Origin of the sequence: Micromonospora rhizosphaerae, from assembly GCF_900091465.1 — a bacterium.
Taxonomy (GTDB): Bacteria; Actinomycetota; Actinomycetes; order Mycobacteriales; family Micromonosporaceae; genus Micromonospora; species Micromonospora rhizosphaerae.
In genome coordinates this window covers 2,520,840-2,533,145 of record NZ_FMHV01000002.1, presented here as the reverse complement: position 1 = coordinate 2,533,145, position 12,306 = coordinate 2,520,840, and the positions used below count along the sequence as shown (strand labels likewise).

Sequence of the window (12,306 nt, the reverse complement as noted above, 5' to 3'; positions counted from 1 at the left end):
GCACCTTGGGAGGGACACCGTGCATGTCGTGATCATGGGCTGTGGTCGGGTCGGCTCGACCCTGGCCCACAGCCTGGAGTCTCGAGGGCACTCGGTGGCGGTGATCGATCAGGACGCCGACGCGTTCCGCCGCCTCGGCCCCGACTTCGCCGGCATCACCGTCACCGGCACCGGCTTCGACGGCGAGGTGCTGCGCCAGGCCGGCATCGAACGGGCGGACGCCTTCGCGGCGGTCTCCAGCGGCGACAACTCCAACATCATCTCGGCCCGGCTGGCCCGCGAGACGTTCGGCGTCTCCCGGGTGGCCGCCCGCATCTACGACCAGCGCCGGGCCGAGGTCTACGAGCGGCTCGGCATCCCCACCGTGGCGACCGTTCGGTGGACGGCCGACCGGATGCTGCGGCACCTGGTGCCCGAGGGCAACGTCGAGATCTTCCGCGACCCGACCAGCACCGTGTCGATCATCGAGGTGCCGGTGCACAAGGACTGGGTCGGCCAGCCGCTGCGGCTGCTCGAGGAGGCCGTCGGCGCCCGGGTCGCGTACCTGATCCGCTTCGGGATCGGCATGCTGCCGACCGCCTCCACCGTGGTGCAGGAGGGCGACCAGGTCTTCATGCTGGTGACCGACGACATCAATGCGTCGGTCACGTCGGTGGCGGCGGCGCCGCCGGAAGGAGGGCACTGAGCATGCGCATCGCCATCGCCGGCGCCGGTAACGTGGGCCGGTCGATCGCTCAGGAGCTGATCGACAACGGCCATCAGGTGATGCTGATCGAGCGCCAGCCCAAGATGCTCCGCCCCGACCGGGTGCCCGCCGCCGAATGGGTGCTGGCCGACGCGTGCGAGCTGGCCAGCCTGGAGGAGGCCAACCTCGCCGGCTGCGAGGTGGTGGTTGCCGCCACCGGCGACGACAAGGTCAACCTGGTCGTCTCGCTGCTGGCCAAGACCGAGTTCGCGGTGCCCCGGGTGGTGGCCCGGGTCAACCGCGCCGAGAACGAGTGGCTCTTCACCGACCAGTGGGGGGTGGACGTCGCGGTGAGCAAGCCGCGGGTGATGGCCGCCCTGGTCGAGGAGGCGGTCACCGTCGGCGACCTGGTCCGGCTGATGACCTTCCGGCAGGGCGAAGCGAACCTGGTCGAGATCACCCTGCCGCCCGCCGCGCCGTACGTCGGTCAGCCGATCCACGCGGTGCCGCTGCCCCGGGACGCCGCCCTGGTCGCGATCCTGCGCGGCAAGCGGGTGCTGGTGCCGAGCCCGGACGATCCGATCGAGGCCGGCGACGAGCTGATCTTCGTGTGCACCGCCGAGGTGGAGGACGAGGTCCGCGCGGTGATCCTCGGCGCGGACAGCGTCGAGCGCACCCGCGGCGCGAGCTGAGCCGCGACGCGGGTCACCGCCGGCCGTCCGAGGGCGGCCGGCGGGCTCAGCCGCCGGGCAGCGCCGCCGGCGCGGTCTCCCGGGTCACCCGCCGCACCGTCCAGACCGTGATGAGCAGCAGCAGCGCGTACGGCGGGTAGCCCAGCGCGAGCCGGGCCACGCCCAGCGCGGTGTCCTGGTGGGCCAGGTAGAGGCCGGCCTGCACGCCCACCTTGGCCAGCCACACCACGCCCCACAGCACGGTGAGCTGGGTGAAGGTGCGCACCAGCCGGGGGTCGTCCCGCCACTCCGAGCGGCCGCGGGCGACCAGCACCGACCAGATCCAGCCGACCAGGGGCTGCCGGATCGCCGCCGAGATCAGCAGCGCCGCGCCGTAGCCGACGCCGTAGAGGATGCCCGGAAGGTAGAAGTCCCGCTCGTCCCCGGTCCGCCAGGCGATGGCGGCGCCGATCGCGATGCCGAAGAGCCCGTTGACCGCGTGTCGGATGGGCCGGCGCTGGGCCAGCCGCAGGCCGGCGATCAGCAGCGCCACCGCCACCGCGGCGATCACCGCGGGGCGCAGCTCGCCCACGACGTTGGCGATCACGAAGACCGCCACCGGGATGCTGGACTCGACCAGCCCGTGCCAGCCGCCGAGCTGGTCGGCCATCTGCTCGGCCAGGCTGGGCAGCCGCTCGTCGTCCTCCGGGCCGGTCTCCGGCTCCGTCGCCCGAGGCTGTCCGGTCGTCACTTCGGCGACTCCAGCTCGTAGTACGGGTTGTAGATCACCTTGCGGTCGTCCCGCATGGCCACCCGACCGCGGGCGGTCAGGTGCCGGCCGGGCTCGATGCCGGCGATGTGCCGCCGGCCCAGCCAAACCAGGGTGACCACGTCGCTGCCGTCGTAGAGGTCCGCCTCGAGGGTCGGCAGGTTGGTCCGGGGCGTGTAGACCACGGTGCGGAGCCGTCCGGCGACCGAGACCACCTGGCCCCGCATGCACTGCCGGGCCGGCATGCCGCCGGACTCGGCGCTCTCCCGGCGCAGCTCCTGTGCCTCGATCTCGGCCTCGCTCGCGGTGAGCCGTTGCAGGATGCGCCGCAGCGACACCCGGCTCTCGTCGGTCGTCATGACCTCCGCGTCACCCTCTCCACGCTGGCCGGTCCGCGCCGGCACTGGCCCGGCCCCGGGATGCCGGAACCGTCCCGCCAGCGTACGCCGAACCGGCGCCGCGGCGGAGCCGGCGTCCGCCCGGTGGTGGTCCCGGAGTACCGGGAACCGGCCGGAACCGCACCGGGAACCGGTCGAAACACGGCGGGCCCGGCGCCGTCGACGGGAGTCGACGGGACCGGGCCCGGCGCGATCGTCGTCAGGCCTCGCGCTGCCCCGGCGCGGGGCTCTGGCTGGCCTGCTCGGGGCTCTGGCTGGCCTGCTCGGCCACGTCGCGGGGCAGCCGCAGCGGCAGCGGCTCGCGGACCGGCTTCGCCTCGTGCCCCCGGTCGACCACCAGGCCGTCGAGGCAGAGCGCCAGCGGCCCGGCCGCGGCCGGGTCGGTCGCCGCGCCGCCCTGGTAGACGCCACGGACCATCCAGCGCGGCCCGTCGATGCCGACGAAGCGCAGGTCGGTCAGCCCCTCCGGGGTACGGACCCGGGCGTGCAGCTCCGTGCCGTACTCCCCCTCGACCTCCTGGGCGGCGGCACCGTCCTTGAACAGCGACTGCCGGATCTCCTCGCGCACCTCGTCCCAGATGCCCTCGGAGCGGGGCGCGGCGAAGACGCCGAGCTGGAGCGCGTTCTGGCCGTGCACGAGCACGACCTGCTGGATCACGCCCTGCGGGTCGGCCTGCACCCGCACCTCGACCTCGGGCACCGCCGGGATCTGCAGGCTGCCCAGGTCCAGCCGGGGCACGTCGGCGGGCGCCTCCGAGACGTCGTACGGGCCGCGGGACGGCAGCTGCGGGGTCGGCGGCTCCTCGTCGTAGGACTCGGGGACCTCCGTGGTCCGCTCGTCACGCGCGTGCCGACCGCCACCGGCCCGCTTCCGGGAGAAGATCACTGCGTCCACCCTCCGCTGTTCGCACTCACCCTGCCACCTCTTCCGTCTGCCCGCCCGCCTGGCCCGGCGACTCCCGCCGTCCGGCCGGCACGTCCGGCCCTTCCCGCCGTCCGTCCGGGACCGTGGGGGACGGAACGAGTCCGGCGTGCCCGCCGGTCGACCCGTGCCCACCGGTCCCCCGCCGGGACGCGGGCAGTTCCGCCACCGGCTGGAAATCGGCCCGCGCCACCCGCTGCACGACGAGCTGGGCGATCCGGTCGCCCCGGCTGATCTTCGCCGGCGCGTCCCGATCATGATTGATCAGGTTGACCAGGATCTCACCCCGGTAGCCGGCGTCGACCGTACCGGGCGCGTTGAGCACCGTCACACCGAGCCTGGCCGCCAGCCCCGAACGGGGGTGCACGAGCCCCACGTACCCCTCGGGCAGCGCGAGCGCCACCCCGGTCGGCACGAGGGCCCGCCCGCCCGGGGGCAGTTCGACGTCCGCGGCGGCCACCAGGTCCGCGCCGGCGTCACCGGGATGGGCGTACGCCGGCAGCGGCAGCTCCGGGTCGAGCTGCCGTACGGGCACGGGTACGACGTCTGTCACGGTCTTCCTCTTCCGTCCGGTCCTAGGGTGACCCTGCCATCCTGCCGCCTGGCGGCCCCGTCGTGCGCCGTACCCTCGGACTGTGAGCCTGTCGCCATCCTCGTCGTCCGCCCCCTCCGTGGCGGCGCCCACGGAGTACGCCGAGCGGCTCGGTCTGCGGTGGTGGTACTGGCTGGCCGGGCTGGCGCTCGCCGGTCTGCTCGCCGCCGAGCTCTGGATGGGCGCGCCGGGGCTCCGCTCCTGGCTGCCCTTCGTGCTGGTGCCGCCGGCGACGGTGGCCGCCCTCTGGTGGCTGGGCCGGATCCGCGTCGCCGTACGCGACGGCGAGCTGCGGGTGGACGACGCCCGCCTGCCGGTGCGGTTCGTCGCCGACGCCGTCCCGCTGGACGCCGCCGGCCGGCGCGAGGTGCTCGGCGTCGGCTCCGATCCGCTCGCCTTCGTGGTGCAGCGCCCCTGGATCGGCGGCGCGGTGCAGGTGGTGCTCGACGACCCGGCCGACCCGACCCCGTTCTGGGTGGTCAGCTCCCGGCGTCCGGTCGAGCTGGCCGCCGCCATCATGGCGGCCCGCGACGCCGCCTGACCGGTCCGGGGACGACTCGGGGCAGCACAGGCCGCGACGCGGACGACTCGGGGCAGCGCGGTCCGCGACGCCGACGGCTCAGGGCAGCGCGGTCCGCGACGTGGGCAGCTCCCGCCGCTTCTTGCGCAGGTCCTTGCGGAGCTGGTCGGCCACGCTGAGGGTGGTCCGGCGGTTGAGGTAGCTGGCCACCGCGGCCCCGGTGAGGAAGGGGCCGAGCGTGGTCATGTTGCGGCCGAAGCGCTTGAGCAGGGTGTCCCGCAGCTGTTTGCGGGTGCCGTTGGCGAGCACGGCGCTCACCCCCACCCCCGGCATCATCGGGTTGATCCCCCGCCCGCTCGCCCAGGACTGCACCAGGGCGACGGTGCGCTGGGTGCCGCCGGTGGGCAACGGCACACCGTAGACCTCGTGCAGCTCGCCGATCAGCTTCAGCTCGATCGCGGCGACGGCGACCGTCTCGGCGGCCAGCAGCACGGGCGCGGAGAGCAGGGTGGGGGTGATCGTCCACTCGATCGCGGCGACGCCGCCACCGGCCGCGCCGATGCCGGCGGTCGACCGGGCGGCGTTGCGGATAAGCCGATCCGCGAGCGCCTCGTCGTCCAGGCCGGGGAAGTGCCGGCGCAGCGTGGTCAGGTCCCGGATCGGGATGTGCGGGGCGACATCGGAGACGGTGTCCACCATCCAGCGGATGGCGGCCTTCGGCTTGAACAGGTCAGCGAGCCCGCGGGCCCGCGCCTGTCCGACCAGCCGGGTGAGCAGCTGCCGACGGCGGGCGGGCTCGATGTCGTCCGCGGTCAACGCGGCGACGGTGGCGCCGAGCTCCTCGGCATCACCCGCGCCGGCGGAGCGCCCGTCCGGGCCCGCGGCCCCCGCGGAGCGCTCGTCCGCGGGGGTGGCCTCGGCAGCCGTCGCCCGGTCCCGCCCGACGCCGGCCGCTCCGGCGCTCGATCCGCTGGCCCGCTTGCTGCGCTCGCTCACCCGTCCGACCTCCCGGAGTTCCGCCGCCGTGGAAACCGCTCGTTACGAGTCAAGCAGGTCCGAGCCGTCGGCGCACGGCGGCTCGGACAGCGGCGGCCCGCCGAGGAGGCCGCCGCCGGTCACACGCGTAGCGGTCAGACGCATTCGCGGCAGATCAGCTCGCCGTTGCGCTCGACCGCGAGCTGGCTGCGGTGGTGGACCAGGAAGCAGCGGGCGCAGCGGAACTCGTCCTGCTGCATCGGTAGCACCTTGACCGTCAGCTCTTCGTCGGCCAGGTCGGCGCCGGGCAGCTCGAAGCTCTCAGCCACCTCGGCCTCGTCGACGTCCACGGCGCCCGACTGTGAGTCGACGCGCCGGGCCTTGAGCTCTTCCAGGCTGTCCTCGCCGAGGTCGACCTCGTCGCGACGCGGAGCGTCGTAGTCGGTGGCCATCGGTTTCACTCTCCCATATCGATATGGTCGCTTCCGGTTTGTAACGCCGGACGACGCTGTTTCGGTTCCACTGGCCGGCCACCACTTGTGTCGGTCACCCGACCCGACGACCGGTGGGCCGAGGCCGCCAGAGGAACTCCCCCAGCGAGCGCGGAACCATACCCCCCTTTTTGGCGAGGCATGTATACCGCCCTCGTGGCAGAGATGTACGCCCCTGCGCCCTAAGTTGTTCCCAATGTGACTCAGGCGACACGAAGATAGGGGTAGTAGTACCTGGTTCCCCGATGGCGCGCCGGTATGTCGGACTGTTTCCACGCGACAGCCGGACAACCGTTAACCTCAGCGGCGTACTCGACGGCCGGCGGGGGTCCGACCGCCAGTGGCCGCCGCCACCCACCACTGTCCGGGGAGCGCCCAGATGAGTTTTGCGCGAGTGCGAGCACTCGTTGTCGTCGGTCTGCTGGCGGTCCTCGCCCTGGTCTTCGTCATCGTCGCCGTGATCCGGGACACCCAGGGCTCGGCCAGCACGGCCGAGAGTTGCCCGGACGGCTGGCCGCGGGCTGACGTCACCCTGCGCGAGCCGAAGGACGTCAAGATCAACGTCTTCAACGCCACCGACGAGCCCGGCCTCGCCGGCAGCGTGGCGGACGACTTCCGCAACCGCAAGTTCCAGGTGAAGAAGGAAGGCAACGCGAAGAAGGGCGTCGAGGACGTCGCCGTGCTGCGCTACGGGCCCAAGGGCGTCGGCTCCGCGCATTTGCTGCGGGCCTACTTCCTCAACAACGCCGATCAGGAGTACGACCCGAAGCGCACGGACGACACGGTGGACGTGGTCCTCGGCAACGGCTTCCAGCAGCTGGCCACCACGACCGAGGTCAACCAGTCCCTCGGTGACCTCGGCTCGCCGGTCGCACCCCCCGGCTCCTGCCCCATGCCGGTCAAGTAGCCCGACCGGACCAACGGTCAGGGGCCGCCGGAGGCGTCCAGGGCCGCGAGGCGGGTGTGCAGCGGATCGAACAGCGCGGGCGGCGCGGCGATGACCAGGTCCGGGCCGGCCGGGCGGCCCTCCAGCCCGGCCACCCGCAGGCCGGCCTCGGTGGCCACCAGGCCACCGGCGGCCTGATCCCAGGCAGCCAGCCCCTTCTCGTAGTAGGCGTCGACCCGCCCCTCGGCCGCCAGGCAGAGGTCGAGCGCCGCGGCGCCCATCCGTCGGATGTCCCGCACGTGCGGGATCAGCTCGGCGACCACCCGCGCCTGGTGCGCCCGTCGCCCCGGGTGGTAGCCGAACCCGGTCGCGACCAGCGCCTGGCCCAGATCGGTCTCGGTGGAGCAGCGCAGCCGTTCGCCGTCCCGCCAGGCCCCGCCGCCCGCGGTGGCGGTCCACTCCTCGCCGGTGGCGACGTTGCGCACGACACCGGCGACCACCTCCCCGTCGACCTCGGCGGCGAGGGATACCGCGCAGTACGGCAGCCCGTAGAGGTAGTTGACCGTGCCGTCGATGGGGTCGACGATCCACCGCACCCCGCCGGTGGCGGCCGGTGCGTTCTCCCGGGCGCCGTACTCCTCGCCGAGGACCGCGTCGTTCGGGCGCAGCCGCCGCAGCGCGTCGAGCACCTGCCGCTCCACCGCCCGGTCGGCGGCGGTGACCACGTCGGTGACCGTGCTCTTGGTCGCGGCGACCGAGACCCCCTCGGCCCGCATCCGGTGCGCGGTCGCGGCCGCGTCCCGGGCGACGTCGATCGCGATCTCCAGCAGTTTCCGCGGCGGCGGCGCCGACCGGCTCATCGTTCGTCCCCTTCCCGCACGACCGGGCCCTCCCGGGTCGCGCGCGAGTATCATCCTTACAAAGTCCACATCTGCGTCGAATCGCGCGTCCGCACCGCCGATACGCCGTGCGGCGCAGGATGATCGCGGCAGACGGCGTTACAATTCACCCTGCCCACGCGCCACGGACCGCCAGCGACCGGCCGGCCCGGGACACGGGGGCCCTCAACGACATCGCCCGGCACGGCGTACCGTGCTGCGCCGGACGACCCGGCCGTGCTCGCTCTTCGCCTCCGGAAGGTCATTCGTGACAGAACCCCGCCAGACCGGCGCCGACGTTCGCTCGCTCACCGACACCCTGATCGCCCACGCGCAGAACGCCGGCGGCCAGCTCACGTCGGCCCAGCTCGCGCGCACCGTCGAGTCCGCTGAGGTGACCCCGGCCCAGGCCAAGAAGATCCTGCGCGCGCTCTCCGAGGCGGGGGTGACGGTGGTCGTGGACGGCTCCGCCAGCACCCGCCGCCGGGTGGCCGCCGCCCGTTCCGCCACGCCGGCGTCGCGGGCCACCACCGCCAAGACCACCAAGAAGGCCGCCGCCCCCGCCCCGAAGCAGGCGCCGGCCGCCGAGGAGGCCCCGGCGCCCGCGCCGCGAAAGGCGACCGCGCGCAAGGCCGCCGGCACCACTGCCGAGGTGGCCGCCAAGGCCGCCGCGCCGGCGAAGGCCACCAAGGCGACCCGGGCCACCAAGGCCACCGTGGCCACGAAGACCGCCACGGCGAAGCCCACCAAGGCCGCCGCGAAGGGCGAGGCCGCCGAGGGCGACATCGACCCGGAGGAGCTCGCCGCCGAGATCGAGGACGTGGTGGTCGAGGAGCCGGCCGAGCTGACGCAGGCCGCCGAGACCGACGCCGCCAACTCCGCGAGCGACAACGACTTCGAGTGGGACGACGAGGAGTCCGAGGCGCTCAAGCAGGCGCGCCGGGACGCCGAGCTGACCGCCTCCGCCGACTCCGTCCGGGCGTACCTCAAGCAGATCGGCAAGGTGCCGCTGCTGAACGCGGAGCAGGAGGTGGAGCTCGCCAAGCGGATCGAGGCCGGGCTCTACTCCGCCGAGCGGCTGCGCGCGGCCGAGGAGGGCGAGGAGAAGCTCACCCGCGACATGCAGCGGGACCTGCTCTGGATCTCCCGCGACGGCGAGCGCGCCAAGAACCACCTCCTGGAGGCCAACCTGCGGCTGGTGGTTTCGCTGGCCAAGCGCTACACCGGGCGCGGCATGGCGTTCCTCGACCTGATCCAGGAGGGCAACCTCGGCCTGATCCGCGCGGTCGAGAAGTTCGACTACACCAAGGGCTACAAGTTCTCCACCTACGCCACCTGGTGGATCCGCCAGGCCATCACCCGCGCCATGGCCGACCAGGCCCGCACCATCCGCATCCCGGTGCACATGGTCGAGGTGATCAACAAGCTCGGCCGGATCCAGCGCGAGCTGCTCCAGGACCTGGGCCGCGAGCCCACCCCGGAGGAGCTGGCCAAGGAGATGGACATCACACCGGAGAAGGTGCTGGAGATCCAGCAGTACGCCCGGGAGCCCATCTCGCTCGACCAGACCATCGGTGACGAGGGTGACAGCCAGCTCGGTGACTTCATCGAGGACTCGGAGGCCGTGGTCGCGGTCGACGCGGTCTCGTTCTCGCTGCTGCAGGACCAGCTCCAACAGGTCCTGCAGACGCTCTCCGAGCGCGAGGCCGGCGTGGTACGCCTGCGCTTCGGCCTGACCGACGGTCAGCCGCGCACCCTGGACGAGATCGGCCAGGTGTACGGCGTGACCCGGGAGCGCATCCGGCAGATCGAATCCAAGACCATGTCCAAGCTGCGGCACCCCTCGCGTTCCCAGGTGCTCCGCGACTACCTGGACTGACCGATCACGTCAACCAGCCGTGTCGGTTTGATCACCAGCCGTAGAACACTCAAAGGTGATCGGCCGGTTGCTCGTTTGTGATCGTTGACGTGGCACCCTTGGTGCACGGCACACTGTCTTCCTGCCAGGTGTGACCTCGGTCCCGGCCGGGCACACAGGGAAGGCAAGGCCCGACAAGGATGTTGCACGATAGGTGAGCAACTACCGAAGTGAGTGTTCATCGGTGACGACCAGAGGAGGAAGGCGATGACCCCGACCCTCACGCCGCCGCCCGAGACGGTGAGCCCCCCGGCCGCCGATGAACGGTGCGACCGCTGCAATGCTGCCGGCAAGCTCCGGATCACTCTGGCGGGTGGGAGCGAGCTGGTGTTCTGTGGGCACCACGCGAACAAGTACGCGGAGGATCTCGTGAAGATCACCGTACGGTACGCGACGGACCCGGAGTTCAGCTGGCGTGGCGCCGATCTGATGGCGAACTGAATCCGAACCATCCGCAACACGACATAGCCGGCCGGAGGCACCCGAAAGGGGCCTCCGGCCGGCTTTTTCGCACCCGCCACGCCCACTGCCCGAGTTGATGAGAGGTTTGCGGGGAATCTGGCCAACCCGTACCCAAACTTCTTGATCAGCCCGGGTAGAGCGGGTGGGGCGCGGACGTGATGGGTGCGGTGGGAGGTTCAGAGGGTCTGGACGGTGGCGATGCGTTCCTCCAGCTGCTCGATGGTCGCCTGGGCGCTCGGCGGGCCGCCGCAGAGCCGACGCAGCTCGGCATGGATCTTGCCGTGCGGCTGGCCGGTGCGGTGGTGGCGAGCGGCCACCAGGGCGTTCAGCTGCCGCCGGAGCGCCACCCGGCGCTGGGCCGCGCTCATCGGCGCCGTGGCCGCCGCGGGCGTCTCAGCGGCCGGCTCAGCGGCCCGTGGGGCGGCCCGGCGGCGCTGGGCGGCCAACTGCTCCGCCTGCCGCTTGCTGAGCAGCATTGCCACCTGGTCGGCGGTGAGCAGCCCGGGCAGGCCCAGGTACTCCTCCTCCTCGGGGGTGCCGGCCTGGGCCGCGGTGCCGAACGACGCGCCGTCGAAGATCACCTGGTCCAGCTCGGCGGTGGCGGAGAGCGCCGCGAACCGCTTCTCCAGCTCGCCGCTGGCCTGGTCGTCGCGCTGGGCGCGCTCCAGCAGGTCGTCGTCGAAGCCGTCGGAGTCCTTCGGCTTGCCGAGCACGTGGTCCCGCTCGGCCTCCATCTCGCTGGCCAGCCCGAGCAGGTGCGGCACGCTGGGCAGGAAGACCGAGGCCGTCTCCCCCGGCCGGCGTACCCGGACGAACCGGCCGATGGCCTGCGCGAAGTAGAGCGGGGTGCTGGCGCTGGTCGCGTAGACGCCGACCGCCAGGCGGGGGATGTCGACGCCCTCGGAGACCATCCGGACCGCGACCAGCCAGCGCTGGTCGGACGCCGCGAACGTCGCGATCCGGGCGGAGGCGCCGACGTCGTCGGAGAGCACCACGGCCGCCTTCTCGCCGGTCACCTGCTCGATCAGTTTGGCGTACGAGCGGGCGGCCTGCTGGTCGCTGGCGATGACCAGGCCGCCCGCGTCGGCCATCCCGGCGTTGCGCAGCACGGTCAGCCGGGCGTCGGCGGCCCGCAGCACCTGCGGCATCCAGTCGCCGGCCGGGTCCAACGCGGTACGCCAGGCCTGCGCGATCAGGTCCTGGGTCATCGGCTCGCCCAGCCGCGCCGCCAACTCCTCACCGGCGTTGGTGCGCCAACGGGTCTCCCCGGAGTATGCCAGGAAGAGCACCGGGCGGACCACGCCGTCCCGCAGCGCGTCGGAGTAGCCGTAGACCGAGTCGGCGCGGGAGCGGAGCAACCCGTCCCCGCCCCGCTCGTACATGACGAAAGGGATCGGGTTGTCGTCGGAGCGGAATGGCGTACCGGTGAGCATCAACCGGCGTACCGCGGACTCGAAGGCGGCCTTGACCCCGTCGCCCCACGAGCGGGAGTCGCCGGCGTGGTGGATCTCGTCGAGGATGACCAGGGTGCGCCGGGTCATGGTGCGTCGCCGGTGCACCTGCGGGGCCATGCCGACCTGGGCGTAGGTGACCACCGCGCCGTGGAAGTCGGCGGAGGAGTGCAGGTCGGCGTTGCGGAACCCGGCGTCGAGCTGGATGCCGACCCGGGCGGCGGAGGCGGCCCACTGGTTCTTCAGGTGCTCGGTCGGGGCGACCACGGTGACCGCTTCGACGGTGCCGTCAGCGAGCAGCTCGGCGGCGATCCGCAGGGCGAACGTGGTCTTGCCGGCGCCGGGCGTGGCCACCGCGGTGAAGTCCTCGGTACGGAGGCGGAGGTACTCGACCAGCGCCTTGCGTTGCCAGGCACGCAGGGGCGGGAACGTCTCGAGCGCCGGCAACCGGGCTGCCACGCGAAGGCTCCTCTCCGACCGTAGAAGGCGGACCCGGCCGAGGCCACGGGTACCCCGCCCATGAAAAGGCCCTCGCGCATCCCGTGCCGCGAAGGCCGACTCAGCATAACCAGCGCGCCCCTCTCGGCCCAGGCGACGCCACGCTGGTCACATCCCCGGCCCCCGGACGACCCGCCGCCCGCCGCCCGCGGCCCGCGGCCCAGCGGCCCAGCGGCCCAGCGGGCCAGCG

14 protein-coding genes are annotated in these 12,306 nt (G+C 72.9%); 6 read left to right on the top strand and 8 right to left on the bottom strand.

The window, feature by feature from the left end; all coding sequences use genetic code 11:
• Window positions 1-19: 19 nt before the first annotated feature.
• Window positions 20-685 carry a potassium channel family protein gene (locus GA0070624_RS12270; protein ID WP_091340524.1) on the top strand — a complete coding sequence of 222 codons (666 nt, stop codon included), beginning with the start codon at window positions 20-22 and terminating at the stop codon, window positions 683-685.
• Between the two features lie 2 nt (window positions 686-687).
• On the top strand, window positions 688-1,377 hold the full coding sequence (locus GA0070624_RS12265; protein WP_091340521.1) for a potassium channel family protein: 690 nt from the start codon (window positions 688-690) through the stop codon (window positions 1,375-1,377).
• A 46-nt stretch (window positions 1,378-1,423) separates the two neighbouring features.
• Here GA0070624_RS12265 and GA0070624_RS12260 read toward each other — a convergent pair whose 3' ends face one another.
• The 4 genes from GA0070624_RS12260 to dut all read right to left on the bottom strand — a co-directional run bounded on the left by GA0070624_RS12260 (window position 1,424) and on the right by dut (window position 3,998).
• Entirely contained in the window at window positions 1,424-2,107 is a 684-nt protein-coding gene (locus tag GA0070624_RS12260) for a DUF3159 domain-containing protein (RefSeq protein WP_091340519.1), read from the bottom strand.
• A complete protein-coding gene (locus tag GA0070624_RS12255; protein WP_091348682.1) occupies window positions 2,104-2,484 on the bottom strand; it encodes an OB-fold nucleic acid binding domain-containing protein in 381 nt (126 codons plus the stop codon). The genes GA0070624_RS12260 and GA0070624_RS12255 overlap by 4 nt, the downstream gene beginning before the upstream one ends.
• A 238-nt stretch (window positions 2,485-2,722) precedes the next feature.
• The gene (locus GA0070624_RS12250; protein ID WP_091340516.1) at window positions 2,723-3,409 is read right to left on the bottom strand and encodes a DUF3710 domain-containing protein; all 687 of its coding nucleotides are present in this window, start codon (window positions 3,407-3,409) and stop codon (window positions 2,723-2,725) included.
• Window positions 3,410-3,434: 25 nt separating this feature from the next.
• Window positions 3,435-3,998, bottom strand: coding sequence for a dUTP diphosphatase (gene dut / locus GA0070624_RS12245; RefSeq protein WP_245718755.1), 564 nt, complete (start codon window positions 3,996-3,998; stop codon window positions 3,435-3,437).
• Between the two features lie 88 nt (window positions 3,999-4,086).
• On the opposite strand from dut, the gene GA0070624_RS12240 reads away from it, so the two are divergent.
• A complete protein-coding gene (locus GA0070624_RS12240; protein ID WP_091348678.1) occupies window positions 4,087-4,578 on the top strand; it encodes a DUF3093 domain-containing protein in 492 nt (163 codons plus the stop codon).
• Window positions 4,579-4,656: 78 nt separating this feature from the next.
• Here the strand turns inward: GA0070624_RS12240 and GA0070624_RS12235 are convergent, their stop codons facing one another.
• Both GA0070624_RS12235 and GA0070624_RS12230 read right to left on the bottom strand, forming a co-directional pair.
• Window positions 4,657-5,553, bottom strand: a complete 897-nt coding sequence (locus GA0070624_RS12235; protein WP_245718754.1) for a hypothetical protein — start codon at window positions 5,551-5,553, stop codon at window positions 4,657-4,659.
• Between the two features lie 134 nt (window positions 5,554-5,687).
• The gene (locus GA0070624_RS12230) at window positions 5,688-5,984 is read right to left on the bottom strand and encodes a DUF4193 domain-containing protein (RefSeq protein ID WP_007075406.1); all 297 of its coding nucleotides are present in this window, start codon (window positions 5,982-5,984) and stop codon (window positions 5,688-5,690) included.
• A 433-nt stretch (window positions 5,985-6,417) separates the two neighbouring features.
• Here GA0070624_RS12230 and GA0070624_RS12225 point away from each other — a divergent pair, with 433 nt between their 5' ends.
• Window positions 6,418-6,930: a LytR C-terminal domain-containing protein gene (locus tag GA0070624_RS12225; RefSeq protein ID WP_176732009.1), complete on the top strand. Its 513-nt coding sequence runs from the start codon at window positions 6,418-6,420 to the stop codon at window positions 6,928-6,930.
• Window positions 6,931-6,947: 17 nt separating this feature from the next.
• Here the strand turns inward: GA0070624_RS12225 and GA0070624_RS12220 are convergent, their stop codons facing one another.
• Window positions 6,948-7,769, bottom strand: a complete 822-nt coding sequence (locus GA0070624_RS12220) for an inositol monophosphatase family protein (RefSeq protein WP_091340509.1) — start codon at window positions 7,767-7,769, stop codon at window positions 6,948-6,950.
• A gap of 286 nt (window positions 7,770-8,055) precedes the next feature.
• Between GA0070624_RS12220 and GA0070624_RS12215 the strand changes: the two genes are divergently transcribed.
• Complete coding sequence (locus tag GA0070624_RS12215; RefSeq protein ID WP_091340506.1) at window positions 8,056-9,666, top strand: RNA polymerase sigma factor; 1,611 nt, start codon at window positions 8,056-8,058, stop codon at window positions 9,664-9,666.
• Window positions 9,667-9,912: 246 nt separating this feature from the next.
• Window positions 9,913-10,146: a DUF7455 domain-containing protein gene (locus GA0070624_RS12210; RefSeq protein WP_073835435.1), complete on the top strand. Its 234-nt coding sequence runs from the start codon at window positions 9,913-9,915 to the stop codon at window positions 10,144-10,146.
• Between the two features lie 197 nt (window positions 10,147-10,343).
• On the opposite strand, the gene GA0070624_RS12205 is transcribed toward GA0070624_RS12210, so the two are convergent.
• A complete protein-coding gene (locus GA0070624_RS12205) occupies window positions 10,344-12,077 on the bottom strand; it encodes a DEAD/DEAH box helicase (RefSeq protein WP_091340503.1) in 1,734 nt (577 codons plus the stop codon).
• Window positions 12,078-12,306: the final 229 nt, after the last annotated feature.

Excerpts from the sequence above, each read along its gene's own strand:
- GA0070624_RS12220 (WP_091340509.1), bottom strand. The coding sequence starts at position 7,769 with ATGAGCCGGTCGGCGCCGCCGCCGCGGAAACTGCTGGAGATCGCGATC.
- GA0070624_RS12210 (WP_073835435.1), top strand. The coding sequence starts at position 9,913 with ATGACCCCGACCCTCACGCCGCCGCCCGAGACGGTGAGCCCCCCGGCC.
- GA0070624_RS12230 (WP_007075406.1), bottom strand. The coding sequence starts at position 5,984 with ATGGCCACCGACTACGACGCTCCGCGTCGCGACGAGGTCGACCTCGGC.
- GA0070624_RS12255 (WP_091348682.1), bottom strand. The coding sequence starts at position 2,484 with ATGACGACCGACGAGAGCCGGGTGTCGCTGCGGCGCATCCTGCAACGG.
- GA0070624_RS12265 (WP_091340521.1), top strand. The coding sequence starts at position 688 with ATGCGCATCGCCATCGCCGGCGCCGGTAACGTGGGCCGGTCGATCGCT.